This window comes from Streptomyces sp. NPDC054849 (assembly GCF_053610945.1).
The window spans coordinates 13,511-29,795 of the sequence record NZ_JBSGZI010000043.1; the positions used below are offsets into that span (position 1 = coordinate 13,511).

8 protein-coding genes are annotated in these 16,285 nt (G+C 71.8%); all 8 read left to right on the forward strand.

Annotated elements, in window-relative coordinates; genetic code table 11:
* The first annotated feature begins 2 nt into the window (after positions 1-2).
* Positions 3-1,202 carry a rod shape-determining protein RodA gene (rodA, locus tag ACWGIF_RS20000; protein WP_453499118.1) on the forward strand — a complete coding sequence of 400 codons (1,200 nt, stop codon included), beginning with the start codon at positions 3-5 and terminating at the stop codon, positions 1,200-1,202.
* Positions 1,203-1,251: 49 nt separating this feature from the next.
* Positions 1,252-2,772 (forward strand): CYTH and CHAD domain-containing protein, encoded by a 1,521-nt coding sequence (locus ACWGIF_RS20005; protein WP_453499120.1) that lies wholly within the window; start codon positions 1,252-1,254, stop codon positions 2,770-2,772.
* A gap of 72 nt (positions 2,773-2,844) precedes the next feature.
* Positions 2,845-4,785, forward strand: a complete 1,941-nt coding sequence (locus tag ACWGIF_RS20010) for a TIGR03960 family B12-binding radical SAM protein (RefSeq protein WP_453499122.1) — start codon at positions 2,845-2,847, stop codon at positions 4,783-4,785.
* A gap of 125 nt (positions 4,786-4,910) precedes the next feature.
* A complete protein-coding gene (locus ACWGIF_RS20015; protein WP_453499124.1) occupies positions 4,911-5,735 on the forward strand; it encodes a hypothetical protein in 825 nt (274 codons plus the stop codon).
* 127 nt (positions 5,736-5,862) lie between these two features.
* Entirely contained in the window at positions 5,863-6,642 is a 780-nt protein-coding gene (locus ACWGIF_RS20020; RefSeq protein WP_453499126.1) for a TIGR03936 family radical SAM-associated protein, read from the forward strand.
* A 235-nt stretch (positions 6,643-6,877) separates the two neighbouring features.
* Positions 6,878-10,678, forward strand: a complete 3,801-nt coding sequence (locus ACWGIF_RS20025; protein WP_453499128.1) for an Rne/Rng family ribonuclease — start codon at positions 6,878-6,880, stop codon at positions 10,676-10,678.
* 455 nt (positions 10,679-11,133) lie between these two features.
* Entirely contained in the window at positions 11,134-12,591 is a 1,458-nt protein-coding gene (locus ACWGIF_RS20030; RefSeq protein WP_453499130.1) for an integrin alpha, read from the forward strand.
* Entirely contained in the window at positions 12,588-16,202 is a 3,615-nt protein-coding gene (locus ACWGIF_RS20035) for a LamG domain-containing protein (protein WP_453499132.1), read from the forward strand. The genes ACWGIF_RS20030 and ACWGIF_RS20035 overlap by 4 nt, the downstream gene beginning before the upstream one ends.
* Positions 16,203-16,285 lie beyond the last annotated feature (83 nt).

The following is a 16,285-nucleotide window of genomic DNA, read 5'->3' on the forward strand; positions in this document are numbered from 1 at the left end:
ACATGCAGACCGCCAACAAGTTCTCCGTCTCCCGGTACGCGCCCGAGCGAGGGGCGATGGCCAGGCTCACCGCCCGCGACTCGATGGTGCGCCGGCTCGACTGGCCGATACTCCTCAGTGCGCTCGCGCTGTCCTTCATCGGCGCCCTCCTGGTGTGGTCGGCGACCCGCAACCGGACCCAGCTGAACCAGGGCGACCCGTACTACTTCCTCGCCCGCCACGCTCTGAACACCGGCATCGGACTCGTCCTGATGATCGGTACCATCTGGCTCGGCCACCGCACGCTGCGCGGCGCGGTCCCCTTCCTCTACGGAATCTCGCTCCTGCTCATCCTCGCGGTGCTCACCCCGCTCGGCGCCACCATCAACGGCGCGCACGCGTGGATCGTGATCGGCGGCGGATTCTCCCTCCAGCCCTCCGAGTTCGTGAAGATCACGATCATCCTGGTCATGGCGATGCTGCTGGCCACCCGTGTGGACGCCGGCGACCTCACCCATCCGGACCACCGCACGGTCGTGAAGGCGCTGTGCCTGGCAGCCGCCCCGATGGGCATCGTCATGCTCATGCCCGACCTTGGGTCCGTCATGGTCATGGTCGTCATCGTCCTCGGCGTGCTGCTGGGCTCCGGCGCCTCCAACCGCTGGGTGCTGGGCCTGATCGGCGCCGGCGCGGGCGGGGCCGTCCTGATATGGCAGCTCGGCGTCCTGGACGAGTACCAGATCAACCGCTTCGCCGCCTTCGCCAACCCCGAACTCGACCCCGCCGGCGTCGGGTACAACACCAACCAGGCGCGCATCGCGATCGGCTCCGGCGGGTTGACCGGCTCCGGACTCTTCAAGGGCTCGCAGACCACCGGCCAGTTCGTGCCGGAGCAGCAGACCGACTTCGTCTTCACGGTCGCGGGTGAGGAGCTGGGCTTCGTCGGGGCCGGACTGATCCTGCTGCTGCTCGGCATCGTCCTGTGGCGCGCCTGCATGATCGCCCGCGAGACCACCGAGCTCTACGGGACCATCGTGTGCGCCGGGATCATCGCCTGGTTCGCCTTCCAGTCCTTCGAGAACATCGGGATGACCCTCGGGATCATGCCGGTGGCCGGCCTCCCCCTGCCCTTCGTCTCGTACGGAGGATCGTCGATGTTCGCGGTGTGGGTGGCGATCGGACTACTGCAGTCGATCAAGGTGCAGCGGCCATTGTCAGCCTGATGTTCCGTTCGTCGTGCCGATGTGATTCGTTCAGGACTAAGTTCGGTCTATGGCGGACACACAACGCGAGATCGAGCGGAAATTCGAGTTCTCCAAGGCCACAGCTGCCCAGCATGGGGTGCCGGACCTGACCGGGACGGCCGCGATCGCGGCCGTCTCCGACCAGGGCACCGTCGACCTCGACGCCGTCTACTACGACACCCCCGACCAGCGGCTCGCCGCCGACGGTCTCACCCTGCGGCGCAGAACCGGCGGCGCGGACGCCGGCTGGCACCTCAAACTGCCGATCGCCCCCGGAGTCCGCGACGAGATCGGAGCCGCGCTCAGCGACACCGTCCCGCCCGACCTCGCCGCCCTCGTCCGCTCGCGCGTACGGGACGCGGCGCTCCGGCCGCAGGTCCGGCTGGTCTCCTCGCGCCACATCAGCCACCTGCTCGACGCCGAAGGGGCCCTGCTCGCAGAACTGAGCACCGACGAGGTCCTGGCCGAGCGCGGCGAGGCCACCGCCGGATGGACCGAGATCGAGGTGGAACTCGCCGACGGCGTGGACCCCGAACTCCTCGACGCCGTCGAGAAGACCTTCCGCAAGGCCGGGCTCCGCGTCTGCGACGCCCCCTCCAAGCTTGCCCGGGCCCTGGTCGAGACCGGCGCGGAACCCGAGCCCCGTCCCCTCGGAGACTCCCCCGAGGGCACCGCCGGCGCCTACGTCCTGGCTTACCTGCGCGAACAGCGCGACGCCCTCGTCGCTCAGGACCCCGCCGTACGGCGGGCCCTGCCGGACTCCGTCCACCAGATGCGGGTCGCCAGCCGCCGGCTGCGCAGCGCCCTCAAGACGTACCGCAAGGTGCTGGACCGGAAGGCCACCGACCCCCTCGGCGAGGAGCTGCGCTGGCTGGCCGCCGAACTCGGGGTGGACCGCGACCAGGAGGTCCTGCGGGAACGGATCGGGGACCATCTCCACGAACTGCCCGACACCCTGCTCCTGGGCCCGCTCCCCGGCCGCCTGCACGCCTGGGACACCGCCCGCCGCACCGCGTCCCGGCAGCAGGCCGTGGCCGCACTCGACAGCGAGCGCCACCTCGCCCTCCTGGACGCCCTCGACGCCCTGCTGGCCGATCCCCCGCTGCGCAAGGCCGCTGCCAGGCCCGCCGAGAGCGTCCTGCCGAAGGCCGTGCTGCACGACTACGAGCGCCTCGCCGGCCGGGTCGACACGGCGCTCGCCCTCGAAGAGGGCCATGAGCGTGACGTGGCCCTCCACGAGGCCCGCAAGGCGGCCAAACGCGCCCGCTACGCGGCGGAGGCCGCGACGCCGGCGCTCGGCAAACCGGCCAAACGCCTGGCCAAGAAGGTCAAGAAGGTGCAGTCCCTCCTCGGCGACCACCAGGACAGCGTGGTGGCCCGCGCCGCCCTGCGCGGCCTCGCCGTCCAGGCGACGGACGCGGGGGAGCCGGCCTTCACCTGGGGCGTGCTCTACGCCCGCGAGGAGGCCCTGGCCGAACGGTACGAACGGGAGCTTCCGGATATCTGGGCGAAGGCCTCCGACCCGTCGCTGCGGGCCGGACTGGAATGATCATGTGGGTGGGGGCGGCTGAGCCTCGGGGTACGCTTGAGAGCTGCCCCCTGCCCGCTTCACGAAAGTCGCGTGATGACCGAGTCGGTCTTCCCTCAGCTTGAGGCCCTGCTTCCGCATGTGCAGAAGCCCATCCAGTACGTCGGCGGTGAACTCAACTCCACGGTCAAGGAGTGGGAGAGCTGCGACGTCCGCTGGGCGCTCATGTACCCGGACGCGTACGAAGTCGGGCTGCCCAACCAGGGCGTCATGATCCTGTACGAGGTGCTCAACGAGCGCGAGGGCGTCCTCGCCGAGCGCACCTACAGCGTGTGGCCGGACCTCGAAGAACTGATGCGCGAGCACAAGGTGCCCCAGTTCACCGTGGACAGCCACCGCCCCGTCTCCGCCTTCGACGTGTTCGGCCTGTCCTTCTCCACGGAGCTGGGCTACACCAACATGCTGACGGCCCTGGACCTCGCCGGCATCCCGCTGGAGGCCAGGAACCGCACCGTCGACCACCCGATCGTCCTCGCGGGCGGCCACGCGGCCTTCAACCCCGAGCCGATCGCGGAGTTCATCGACTGCGCGGTCATCGGCGACGGCGAGCAGGCCGTCCTCGACATGACCGAGATCATCCGCACCTGGAAGGTCGAGGGGCGGCCGGGCGGGCGCGAGGAAGTCCTGCTGCGCCTGGCCAAGACCGGCAATGTCTACGTGCCGGGCTTCTACGACGTGGAGTACCTCCCGGACGGCCGCATCGGCCGGGTCGTGCCCAACCGCTCCGGCGTGCCGTGGCGCGTGTCCAAGCACACCGTGATGGACCTCGACGAGTGGCCCTACCCGAAGCAGCCGCTGGTCCCGCTCGCCGAGACCGTCCACGAGCGGATGTCGGTGGAGATCTTCCGAGGCTGCACCCGCGGCTGCCGTTTCTGCCAGGCCGGCATGATCACGCGCCCCGTGCGGGAGCGAAGCATCACCGGCATCGGCGAGATGGTGGAGCGCGGGCTCAAGGCCACGGGCTTCGAGGAGGTCGGCCTCCTCTCCCTCTCCTCCGCGGACCACACGGAGATCGCGGACATCGCCAAGGGCCTCGCGGACCGCTACACGGACGACAAGGTGGGCCTGTCCCTGCCGTCGACCCGCGTGGACGCGTTCAACGTGGACCTGGCCAACGAGCTGACCCGCAACGGGCGCCGCTCCGGTCTGACCTTCGCCCCCGAGGGCGGCTCCGAGCGCATGCGCAAGGTCATCAACAAGATGGTCTCGGAAGAGGACCTGATCCGTACCGTCGCCACCGCGTACGGCAACGGCTGGCGCCAGGTGAAGCTGTACTTCATGTGCGGCCTGCCGACCGAGACCGACGAGGACGTGCTCCAGATCGGCGACATGGCGGTCAACGTCATCGCCAAGGGCCGCGAGGTCTCCGGCCAGAACGACATCCGCTGCACGGTGTCGATCGGCGGTTTCGTGCCGAAGCCGCACACCCCGTTCCAGTGGGCGCCGCAGTTGTCGGCCGAGGAGACGGACGCCCGCCTGGGCAAGCTCCGCGACAAGATCCGGGGCGACAAGAAGTACGGCCGCTCCATCGGTTTCCGCTACCACGACGGCAAGCCGGGCATCGTCGAGGGCCTGCTCTCGCGCGGTGACCGCCGCATCGGCGACGTCATCCGCGCCGTGTACGAGTCGGGCGGCCGCTTCGACGGCTGGCGCGAGCACTTCTCGTACGACCGCTGGATGGAGGCGGCGCAGAAGACGCTGCCCGCGTACGGCGTGGACGTGGCCTGGTACACGACCCGCGAGCGCACCTACGAGGAAGTACTGCCCTGGGACCACCTGGACTCCGGCCTGGACAAGGACTGGCTCTGGGAGGACTGGCAGGACGCCCTCGACGAGACCGAGGTCGAAGACTGCCGCTGGACGCCGTGCTTCGACTGCGGCGTGTGTCCGCAGATGCAGACCGAGATCCAGATCGGCCCGACGGGCAAGAAGCTGCTGCCGCTGAGCGTGGTGGGTGGATCCCCGAAGTCGTGAGGTCGCGTATGTCCCCCTGCCCGGAGCAGGGGGACATGCGCATTTTCAGGGACGGATCCGCTTGACGTGCACGTGGACGGCCCCCGGCTGCAACGGGCGGGGGTCTCTCGTGTGTCCTTGGCGGTATGGAGAACAAGAAACCGCAGGCCGCGCAGGGTGATGGCGGATGCCTGGTCGAGGTCGTCCGGATCCCCGTGAAGATCGTGGCGCTGCTGGTCGTGCTGCCCGTACGGGTGGTCTGGGAGCTGCTCGCCGCCCTTGGGCGCGTCCTGCACCGCCACGTGCTCGGACCGCTCATGGTCCACGTCGTCGGACCCGTGCTGCGCGGGCTCGGGTGGCTGGTGGCCACGTTGCTGAGGCTCCTCTTCGTATGGCCCTGGGTCGCCCTGTGGCGGTATGTCCTGCGGCCCGTGGGTTCGTGGCTGTACGCGTACCTCCTCGCGCCGGCCGGGCGCGTGCTGTACGCGTACCTGCTGCGGCCGCTGGGCCTCGCCCTCGCCCGGCTGGTGGGGCTGACCTGGCGTTACGTGCTGGTGCCGGTCGGGCGGGCCCTCCTGTGGCTGGCCCTCGCCGTCCACCGGTACCTGCTCCTGCCGCTCCACCGGTACGTCCTCGCTCCCCTCGGCCGCGCCCTCGCCTGGGCCTGGTACGTGGCCGGGCTGATCGCCGGAGGGCTGTGGTGGGGGTGCGCGTGGGCCGGCCGGGTGCTCGTCGGGTGGCCCGCGGTGCAGGTGTACCGGTACGTCCTGACGCCGGCCGGGCATCTCGCGCGCGCGGTGTGGCGGCCGGTCCGGGACACCGTCCGGGAGGTCCGGGCCGAGGTGCGGCGGGCGCTGTTCGGTACTCCTCCCGTGGAACCGGCGAGGTCACGGGCGCGTACTCTGGGTAGTACGACAGCCGCAGGCAACACGCCCGCTCCCGAGATCTCCCTCCGCGAACGGCAGGGGTGAACCGGAGGCGGGGCGTGGCCGGCCGGTCCCACAGACGCTCAGGGCGACGCGCGAGCCGCGGAGCCCCGCACAAGGAGAAGAACCACTGGGCAAGCGACAGCCCGAAGGCCCGCCACCCGCACCGGTGGTGCAGCGCATCCGACTGCGCTACACCAAGCGCGGCCGCCTCCGGTTCACCAGCCACCGCGACTTCCAGCGCGCCTTCGAGCGGGCCCTGCGCCGTGCCGAGGTGCCGATGGCGTACTCGGCCGGCTTCACCCCGCACCCCCGCGTCTCGTACGCGAACGCCGCCCCGACCGGGACCGGCAGCGAGGCCGAATACCTGGAGATCGCCCTCGCCGAGCCCCGCGACCCCGAGAAGCTCCGCGAGCTGCTCGACGAGTCGATGCCGACCGGGCTCGACATCATCGACGCCGTCGAGGCCCGCACCTCGGGCCTCGCCGACCGCCTCACCGCCTCCGTGTGGGAGCTGCGCCTGGACGGCGTGGAGCCCGCCGAGGCCGAACGGGCCGTGACGTCCTTCCTCGCGGCCGAGACCGTGGAGGTGCAGCGCCGGACCAAGAACGGCATGCGGACCTTCGACACGCGCGGCGCGGTCGTCAGTCTGGAAGCCCTTTCCGCCCCGGCTGATAGGCCCCTGGACAATGCCTGTGCGATACTGCGGCTGGTTGTTCGGCATCTGACACCTGCCGTGCGACCCGACGACGTCCTGTCCGGTCTCCGAGCTGTGGCCGACCTGGCGCCGCCGGTCCCCTCAGCGGTGACCAGGCTGGCGCAGGGGCTCTTCGACGAGGAGTCCGGCACGGTGACCGACCCGCTCGCGCCCGACCGCGAGGCTGACACGGCCGCCCCACCCACGGCCGCCGTAGCCGCCGACGCGAAGGCGCCGGAAGGTCCCGCCGCGTAAGGATCGTCGTTGTCGCGCAGCCCTGGTACTCGGGAGCCACCTGGGTCGGGCAGCGCACTGACCTGAAGACTTCCGCCAGGCCGTACGGACAACACGTACGGAACCGGCGGCCATGGACTACAGCTCCCGTGTGGCGAACGCGCCCCGGAGGCCGGTTCCGCGCTCATTACGCGGAGCCGTGCCGGACCGGAAGTCAGCCGCGGCGCCCGGGAGCGTGACGGGAGAACCGCCCGCAATGCTCAACAACGAAAACGACACCACCACCGCAGGCAGCGCCGACAACGGCAGCCCCAGCGACAACCTGCCTCCGCGCAGGCGTCGCCGCGCCGCCTCCCGTCCCGCCGGTCCGCCCGGCGGCGTCGCGGAGACGACCTCGGTGACCGAGGCCGCCCCGGCCGCACCCGCCGAGGAGGCCGCTCCGGCCGCCGCTCCCACACGTACCCGCCGCCGCGCGACCCGCGCCGTGGCCGCTCCCGAGACTCCGGCCGCCGAGGCCGTCGTCGTCCCGGCTGTCGCGGAGGCCCCGGTCGCCGAGGCCCCGGCCGCCGCCCCGGTGGCCGAGGAGCCCGCCGCTCCCGCTCCGCGTGCCCGTCGCCGCGCCACCCGCGCCGTCGCCGCCCCTGAGGCTCCCGCTGCCGAGGCCGCGCCCGTGGTCGAGGAGGAGGCTGCGGCCGCTCCGGCTCCGCGTGCCCGTCGTCGTGCCACCCGCGCCGTCGCCGCTCCGGCCGCCGAAGCTGCCGAGGCCGCCGCGGTCACCGAGGCCCCCGCGGCCGAGGCCGCCGAGCCCGCCGCCGTGGAGGAGGCCCCCAGGGCCGCCCGCGCCTTCACCGTGGCCGACGCCCTGGACTCGCCGAAGCGTGGCGGCCGCCGCCGCGCCACCCGCTCCGCCGCTCCGGCCGCCGCCGCCCCGCAGCCCGCCGCCCAGCCCGCCGAGAGCGCCGAGCCCGCCGCTCCGGCCCGTGCCCGCCGCGCCGCGCGCCCCGCCGTGGCCGTCTTCCAGGCCCCGGTGTTCGCCGAGCCGATGTTCCAGACCCCCGAGACCGCCGCCATGGCCGCTGCGGCCGCACGCGCCGCCGCCCCGGCCGACGAGGTCGAGGAGGAGGAGACGGAGGTCGAGGCCGAGGTCGTCCAGACCCCCGCCCCGCAGCCCGCCGGCCGCCGCCGTCGCCGTGGGCGTGGCGCCGCCGAGTCCGGGCCGGTCTCCCTGCCCGAGGTGCTCGCGGAGGAGGAGCCGGAGGCCGAGGCCGCCGACCTCGAAGAGGAGTCCGCGGAGTTCGAAGAGGGCGACGAGTCGGGCGAGCGCCCGTCGCGCCGTCGCCGCCGCGGTGGCCGTCGCCGCCGCCGTGGTGAGGCCGCCGACCTCGACGAGTCCGCCGATGAGGAGGCCGAGGCCGAGGCCGAGGCCGCCGAGGAGGCGGAAGAGGAAGAGGACGAGGAGACCGAGGAGGCCCTCGGTTCCAGCTCCAGCCGCCGTCGTCGCCGTCGCCGTCGCCGCAGCGGGGAAACCGCCGCCGAGGCCGCCGAGGCCGCTGACGAGGACGGGGTGCGCACCGTCGTCAAGGTCCGCGAGCCGCGACCGGCCCGTGAGAAGGCCGAGCCGTCGGACGAGGTCCAGTCCATCAAGGGCTCGACCCGCCTGGAGGCGAAGAAGCAGCGCCGCCGCGAGGGCCGCGAGCAGGGCCGCCGCCGCGTCCCGATCATCACCGAGGCCGAGTTCCTGGCCCGCCGTGAGGCCGTCGAGCGCGTGATGGTCGTCCGCCAGGCCGGCGAGCGCACCCAGATCGGCGTCCTCGAGGACAACGTGCTCGTCGAGCACTACGTCAACAAGGAAGAGGCCACCTCGTACGTCGGCAACGTCTACCTGGGCAAGGTCCAGAACGTTCTGCCGTCCATGGAGGCCGCGTTCATCGACATCGGCAAGGGCCGCAACGCGGTTCTGTACGCCGGTGAGGTCAACTTCGAGGCGCTCGGCATGGCCAACGGGCCGCGCCGCATCGAGTCCGCCCTCAAGTCCGGCCAGTCGGTCCTCGTGCAGGTCACCAAGGACCCGATCGGCCACAAGGGCGCCCGCCTGACCAGCCAGGTGTCGCTGCCCGGCCGCTACCTGGTCTACGTGCCCGAGGGCTCGATGACCGGCATCAGCCGCAAGCTGCCCGACACCGAGCGCGCGCGTCTGAAGACCATCCTCAAGAAGATCGTCCCCGAGGACGCGGGCGTCATCGTGCGCACCGCCGCCGAGGGCGCGAGCGAGGACGAGCTGCGCCGCGACGTCGAGCGTCTGCAGGCCCAGTGGGAGGACATCCAGAAGAAGTCGAAGCAGATCTCGACCTCTTCGCCGAGCCTGCTGTACGGCGAGCCGGACATGACCGTCCGCGTCGTGCGCGACATCTTCAACGAGGACTTCTCGAAGGTCATCGTCAGCGGTGACGGCGCCTGGGAGACCATCCACGGCTACGTGAACCACGTGGCCCCGGACCTGTCCGACCGGCTGTCCCGCTGGACCTCCGAGGTCGACGTCTTCGCGACGTACCGGATCGACGAGCAGCTCGCCAAGGCACTCGACCGCAAGGTGTGGCTGCCCTCGGGCGGCTCGCTTGTGATCGACAAGACCGAGGCGATGATCGTCATCGACGTCAACACCGGCAAGTTCACCGGTCAGGGCGGCAACCTCGAGGAGACCGTCACCAGGAACAACCTGGAGGCGGCCGAGGAGATCGTGCGCCAGCTGCGGCTGCGCGACCTGGGCGGCATCGTCGTCATCGACTTCATCGACATGGTCCTGGAGTCCAACCGCGACCTGGTCCTGCGGCGCATGCTGGAGTGCCTGGGCCGCGACCGTACGAAGCACCAGGTGGCCGAGGTCACCTCGCTGGGCCTGGTCCAGATGACCCGCAAGCGGGTGGGCCAGGGACTGCTGGAGTCCTTCTCCGAGACCTGCGTCCACTGCAACGGCCGCGGTGTCATCGTGCACATGGAGACGCCGACCGTGATCGGCGGAGGGGGCAACGGCAAGCGCTCGAAGCGCCGCGGCGGCCGTACCGAGTTCGATCAGCACGACCATGAGATCGAGACGGTCGACACGGAGGGCTTTGAATCCGAGGCGGAGGTGGCCGCCGAGGCCGCCGCGCCGCGGGCGCTGCCCGAGCCCGAGTTCGTCGCGGACGAGGAGCTCTACAGCAGCCCGGCCGAGGCCGAGGCCGCCGCGGGAATCAGCGGCCGTCGCAACCGGCGCCGTGCCACCCGCAAGGCGACCGCTCCGGCGGGCGCTCCGCGCGGTGCGGTCACCCCGGCGCAGGCTCCGGCCCCCGAGGCCGCTCCGGCCCCCGTGGCCGAGGTCGTCGCGGAGCCGGTGGCCGAGCCGGCCGACACCGTCCTGGAGCCGGTGTCCGAGGTCGTCACCGAGGCCGTCGAGGCCGCGGAGACGGTGGAGGCCGCGCCGGTCGAGGAGGCCGCGCCGAAGGGCCGTACCCGTCGCCGCGCGACCCGTAAGGCCACCGCCCCGGCGGGCGCCCCGGTCCCCGCGGCCGAGGTGGCCCCGGAACCGGTCGTCGTGCCGGAGCCGGAGCCGGTCGTGGAGCCGGAGCCCGTCGTCGAGCCCGAGTCCGTGGCCGTGGTCGAGGAGGCCCCCGTGGCGGAGGCCGCCCCGGAGGCCGCCCCGGCCCGTCCGCGCCGGCGTGCCACCCGTAAGGCCACCGCACCCGCCGGTTCTCCGGCAGGCGCGGCAGAGGCCGCCGTGGTGGTCGTCGAGACCGCGGTGACCGAGCCGGCGGCGCCGGCCGAGGAGGCGGCGCCGGCCGAGGAGGCCGCACCGGTCGAGGAGGCCGCACCGGCCAAGAAGACCGCCAGGAAGGCTCCGGCCAAGAAGGCGACCGCGGCGAAGAAGGCCCCGGCCAAGAAGGCGGCGGCCGCCAAGAAGACCGTGGCCAAGAAGGCGGCCACGACGACCAAGAAGACCGCGACGAAGCGGACGACGAAGAAGACCGCGGCGGCGGAGCAGCAGACGCTCCCGTCCGTCTCGGCTCCGACCGAGGCCTGATTCGCGGCGTACGGTTCACAACGGCCCTGCCCGGCACCTTTCGGTGCCGGGCAGGGCCGTTTTTCTCGGCTGTGATCAATCCGTTAGGTGCCATGATCGCCTGATGTCGGACATTGCCTCTTGCCCACTGGGCAGGTTCACGCCAAGGTGGCTCAACGCTTGCTGTTGAGCGGCTTGTCACGGGGGGACCATGGCGAGCGGGGGGATGGGCTGACGCACGCGCACTGACCTGCGCAGGCGTCGCTCTGTGGTGTGCGCATCTTTCACGTTCCGTTATTGCTTCCTTGTTTCGGGCTGCCGTTCAGCGCCTCCGAAATCAACGAAAGCGGAACCACCACGTGAGCAGAGCGACAACCGCGCCACACGGCGCGGCCAGGCGGCGTGCCGCCAGAGGAGCCTGGGCCCTGTCGGCCACGGCCCTCGCCCTGGCCCTGACGGCAGGACCGACACCCCTCGTGAGCACGGCCGCGGCGGTCGCCGGCTGTGCCGGGGTCGAGTCGGACTTCAACGGGGACGGCATCCGGGACACCGCGATCGCGGACCCCGAGGCGGCCGCCAGCGGCATCTCCAAGGCCGGGGTCGTGCACATCGTGTACGGCGGCGGCAAGGGAGTACTGGAACTGACCCAGGAAGCCGCGAAGGCCGGGCCCTCCGAGGCGGGTGACCTCTTCGGCTACTCGATGGCGGTCTACGACGCGGACCTCGACGGCTGCAGCGACCTCGCGATCGGCTCGCCCCACGAGGACATCGGCTCCGGCGTCGACGCCGGCCGCATCGTCGTCGTCCACGGCTCCCCGACCGGCCTGGCCGCCGGCAAGGCGACCGCCGAGTACGTCCAGGGCGCAGGCCTGCTCTCCGCCATCGGCTCCGAGTCGTACGACTGGACGGGTTACTCCCTCGCCGCGGGCAAGACCTCGACCGGTGTGCCGTTCCTCGTCGGCGGCGTGCCCGGCGAGGACGTCGGCACCACGGTGGACGCGGGCGCCTTCCTCTACATCTCCGGCTCGACCACGGTGACGGCCACTCTCGTCACTCAGGACACCACCAACGCGGGAGCCGTGCCCGACGCCAAGGAGGAGTACGACCGCTTCGGCACCACCGTCGCGGCCACCGCGACCCACCTCGCGGTCGGCTCCCCGGGCGAGGCCCAGGGCACCATCGCCGAGTCGGGCGCGGTCACGATCTTCAGCCACGCCCTCACGTCGGGCTACCCCAAGCCGCTCAACGTGATCACTCAGGACACGCCCAACGTGCTCGGCGCCTGCGAGACCGGCGACGGCTTCGGCCGGGCGCTGGCCGCGACGTCCTACCGCGCCGCCGGAGCCACCGGCACCACCGAGTCCCTCCTCGCCGTCGGAATGCCGGGCGAGGACCTGTCCACCACCGTCGACGCGGGCGCCGTCCAGGTGTTCAAGATCGACGCGGCGGGTGCGTACACGGAGCTCGCCTGGATCGACCAGAACACCACCGACGTCGGCGGCGAGTCCGAGGCCGGGGACTACTTCGGCCAGCGCATCGCCGCCTTCAACACCGCCCCGACCAGCACGAGCACCGGCGCCAACGTCAAGCTCGCCGTGGGTGTTCCGGGTGAGGACGGCGCCAACGGCGTCGCCGACCGGGGTGTGGTGCAGATGTTCGGGATGGTCGGCGCGCCCGGCGAGACCGACAAGATCCTGGAGCCGGGCTCCGAGATCCCGACCCCCGAGGCCCCGCGCGAGTACGCCGGGATGAGCATCGGCGGCGGTGCGGCCGGCCTCTACGTCGGCATGCCGTACGGGCCCGCCGAAGGCCACGCGGTCTATCTGTTCCCTTGGACGATCAGCGGCACGGGCGGCGCGCCCATCGAGACGTTCAAGCCCGGCGAGGGCGGTCTGCCCGCCGAGCGCAACACCTTCGGAACGGTGGTCCGATGATGACGCACCAGCCACGCACGTCCCGCGGCATCGGCCGCACCGTGCTGCGCCGCGCCTCGATCGCCGCGGTGACCGCCGGTGCCCTGGTGGCCACCACCCTCGGCCTGGACCTCTGGGAGGGCGCCGACGCGGCCCGTTCCCCGGAGCCCGTCGCCGTGGGCACCCCCGTACAGACGGAGGCGGAGGCCCGGGTCGCGTCCCGCAAGAGCGGGAAGCAGGTCGAGGTCCTCGGTCTGCGCACCGAGCAGCGGGAGATCTTCGCCCAGCCGGACGGCTCCTACACGGCCCGCGAGTACACCGAACCGGTGCACGCCGTCCGGAACGGCAAGTGGGTCGACATCGACAAGACGCTGGTCAAGCGCGCGGACGGCAGTGTCGTCCCGAAGGCGACCACGGTCGGTCTGTCCTTCTCCGACGGCGCGGCCGGCAAGCCGTTCGTCACCATGACCCGCAACACCCATGAGATGGCGCTGACCTGGCCGTACGGCAAGCTCCCCGCGCCCGTGCTCGACGGCGACACCGCCACCTACCCCGATGCACTGCCCGGCGTCGACCTCAAGGTGCGCGCCGAGGCCAACGGCTTCGGCCACCTGCTGGTCGTCAAGACCCCGCAGGCCGCGGCCGATCCCCGCCTGACGCGCCTGGACCTCGGCCTCAAGGCCAAGGGCCTGACGTACAAGAAGGACGCGAACGGCGCGGTCACCGCCGAGGACGGCACGGTCGGCGGCACGGTCTTCCAGTCCGGCGCCCCGTCCATGTGGGACTCGGCCGCCTCCCAGGAGGCCGCTGCCCGTACCAAGGGTCCCAAGGCCGTCGCGCAGTCGCTGTCCGCGGCCCGCGCCGACGCCCCCACCGGGCCCGCCGCCGCGGCGCTCGCTCCGGCCCTCGAAGGTCCGGGCGGCGGCGGCAAGGCCGCGCCCCTCGGTATCGAGGTGGCCAAGGACAGGCTGACCCTCGTCCCCGACCAGAACCTGTTGCGCGACGGGGCGACGGTCTTCCCCGTGGTCATCGACCCGATCCAGAGGACGACCGACCGCTCGGGCTGGACCGCGGTCATGTCGGGCAAGCCCACGGTGGGCGAGTGGCAGTTCTCCGGCAGCGCGGGCGTGGGCAAGTGCCCGACGGACTACAGCGCCGCCTCGTGCGCCGGGGTCGGCACGCGCCGCGTCGCCTTCCAGATCCCGCTGTCCTTCTACAGCGGCAAGCAGATCCTGGGCGCCACCTTCAGCGCGCGCGTCCAGCACGTGTACTGGGCCGACGCCAGGGCCGAACCCATCCAGCTCCAGCGGATCGGGGGCAGCACCGCCCACATCGACAGCGCCAGCAACTGGAACAACACGCAGAGCGCGACGCTGACGACGCTGGAGACGCTCAACGAGAAGATCCAGCCGACGAGCTGCACGTCGCAGGCCAACATGCACTTCAAGTCCGGTGCCACCGGCGGCCTGACCAACAGCGTGCGCACCGCGGCCAACGAGCGCTGGCCCTCGATGCTCTTCAACCTCAAGGCCCAGAACGAGAGCACCTTCGGCGGCTGGAAGCGGGTCTGCGGCAACGCGTACCTGAGCATCAGCTACAACACGCTGCCGGGCCTGATCAACACGTCCGCCATGTCGTCCAACCCCGGCGGCGCCTGCGTCACGGGCACCGGCCGGCCCTACAGCGACGTGCCGCCGACGCTGCGCGCCATCGCGAACGACGCCGACGCGGGCGAGCAGGTCAAGGTCCGTTTCAAGGTGGAGTGGAAGGACGCGGCGGGCGTCGCCAAGGTCTACGAGCAGGACACGCTGTACAAGGCGCCGACCAGCTCCACCCCCTTCGAGCACACCGCCCGGTCGACGATCCCCGAGAACACGGTCATCTCCTGGAGCGTCGCCGCCCATGACGGCGACGGATGGGGCCCGTGGAGCGGCAAGTGCGAGTTCATGTACGACAAGTCCTTCCCGGGCAAGCCGAACGTGTTCAGCACCCAGTACCCGGCCACCAACGTGTACCACGACGGTGTCGGCGCTCCCGGCACGTTCACCTTCTCGCCGAACCCGAACGACACCGTGCCCGACACGGACGTCGTCAAGTACCGCTACACCTTCAGCGGTGAGACCACCAAGGAGGTCGCCAACAGCGCGGCGGGCGGCCCCGCCTCGGTGACCTGGACGCCCAGCCGCTCCGGTCCGCACTGGGTCGACGTCGTCGCGGTCGACAAGGCGGCGCACCCGAGTGCCACCGCCCGTCACTCCTTCTACGTCGCCGCAGGCGCGGCCGCGGCCGCGCAGTGGAACCTCGCCGACGAGGCGGGCGGCAACGCCGCCGACGAGGAGCAGGGCAAGTACCCGGCCGACTTCGGCCCGGGTGTGACCTTCGGTGTCCCCGGACCGGGCGGGACCATCGACCGCGCGGCCCGCTTCGACGGCACCGCCGACAGCTGGGTCGACGCGGGCAGCACGGTGCTGGACACCCTCAAGGGCTTCAGCGTCAGCGCCTGGGTCCGGCCCACGGACCTGAGCCGGGACATGACGGTGGTCAGCCAGGACGGCACCGGCGAGCCGGGCTTCGTCCTCGGCTACGACGCCACGGCCAAGACCTGGAAGTTCTCCGTCCCGGCCGGCGACGTCGACAGCCTCGGCGAGTGGAAGGCCGTGTCCACCGGGATCACTCCGGTCAAGGACCAGTGGGTGCTGCTGACCGGCGTCTACGACGGCGCCACAGGCAAGATCCAGCTGTACGTCGACAAGGACCTCAAGGGCGAGACGGTCCGCCGCTCCACCTGGAAGTCGTACGGCGCACTCCAGATCGGCCGCCACATCGACAAGGCGGGCTACGAGGACGCCTTCGTCGGTGACCTCGCCGAGGTCCGGGTCTTCAGCCGGCCGCTCCTGCCCGCCCAGATCACCGACATCAAGACCGTCAGGCCGGAGCGCAAGGGCTACTGGCAGCTCAACGCGGCCCAGTCCGGAGCCTCCCCCGAAGCCGGCGGCGGTCAGGCCCTGACGATGGCCGGCAACGCGGCCATCTACGTCCCGAACCCGGACCCGCTGGCCGACCCGCCCCCGGTCGACGCCATGGTCGGAACCGGCCACCTGCTCCTCGACGGCAACGGGGACTACGTCTCGACGGCGGCCGCCCCGGTCACCGGAGCCGCGAGCTTCACGCTCTCGGCGCGGGCCCAGATCGCCTCGCTCGACGCCACGGCCTCGCAGACCGTGTTCTCGCTGCCCGGCACCAACGCCAACCGGGTCCAGGTCCGCTACCAGGGCGCCACCAAGCGCTGGGAGCTGGCCGTGGCCACGACCGACACGGCCGGAGCCGTGGTGAACACCTTCTCCGAGAGCCAGGTCCTGCCGGACACCAACCCCGGCGGCCAGCACCTGGCCGTGGTGTACGACGCGTTCGCCGGCCAGATCCGCCTGTTCGTCAACGGACAGCTGGCCGCCGCCCAGGGTGTGGACAACACGACCTGGGCCGCCACCGGCGGCCTCCAGGTGGGCCGTTCGGCCCGCGGCAGTGCCGAGTACTTCGCCGGAGCCATCGACGAGGTCCGCGCCTACAACGGCGCCCTCGACCCGATGTCCGTCATCCAGCTCGCCGGCACGGTCGAGCTGACGGAGAGCTGAACCCTTCCCGGACAGGTGTTGCCCCCCCACCCGCTGCGCGGCCCCCACTCCACCACCACCGAAACAGACAGGACGCTAAAGGT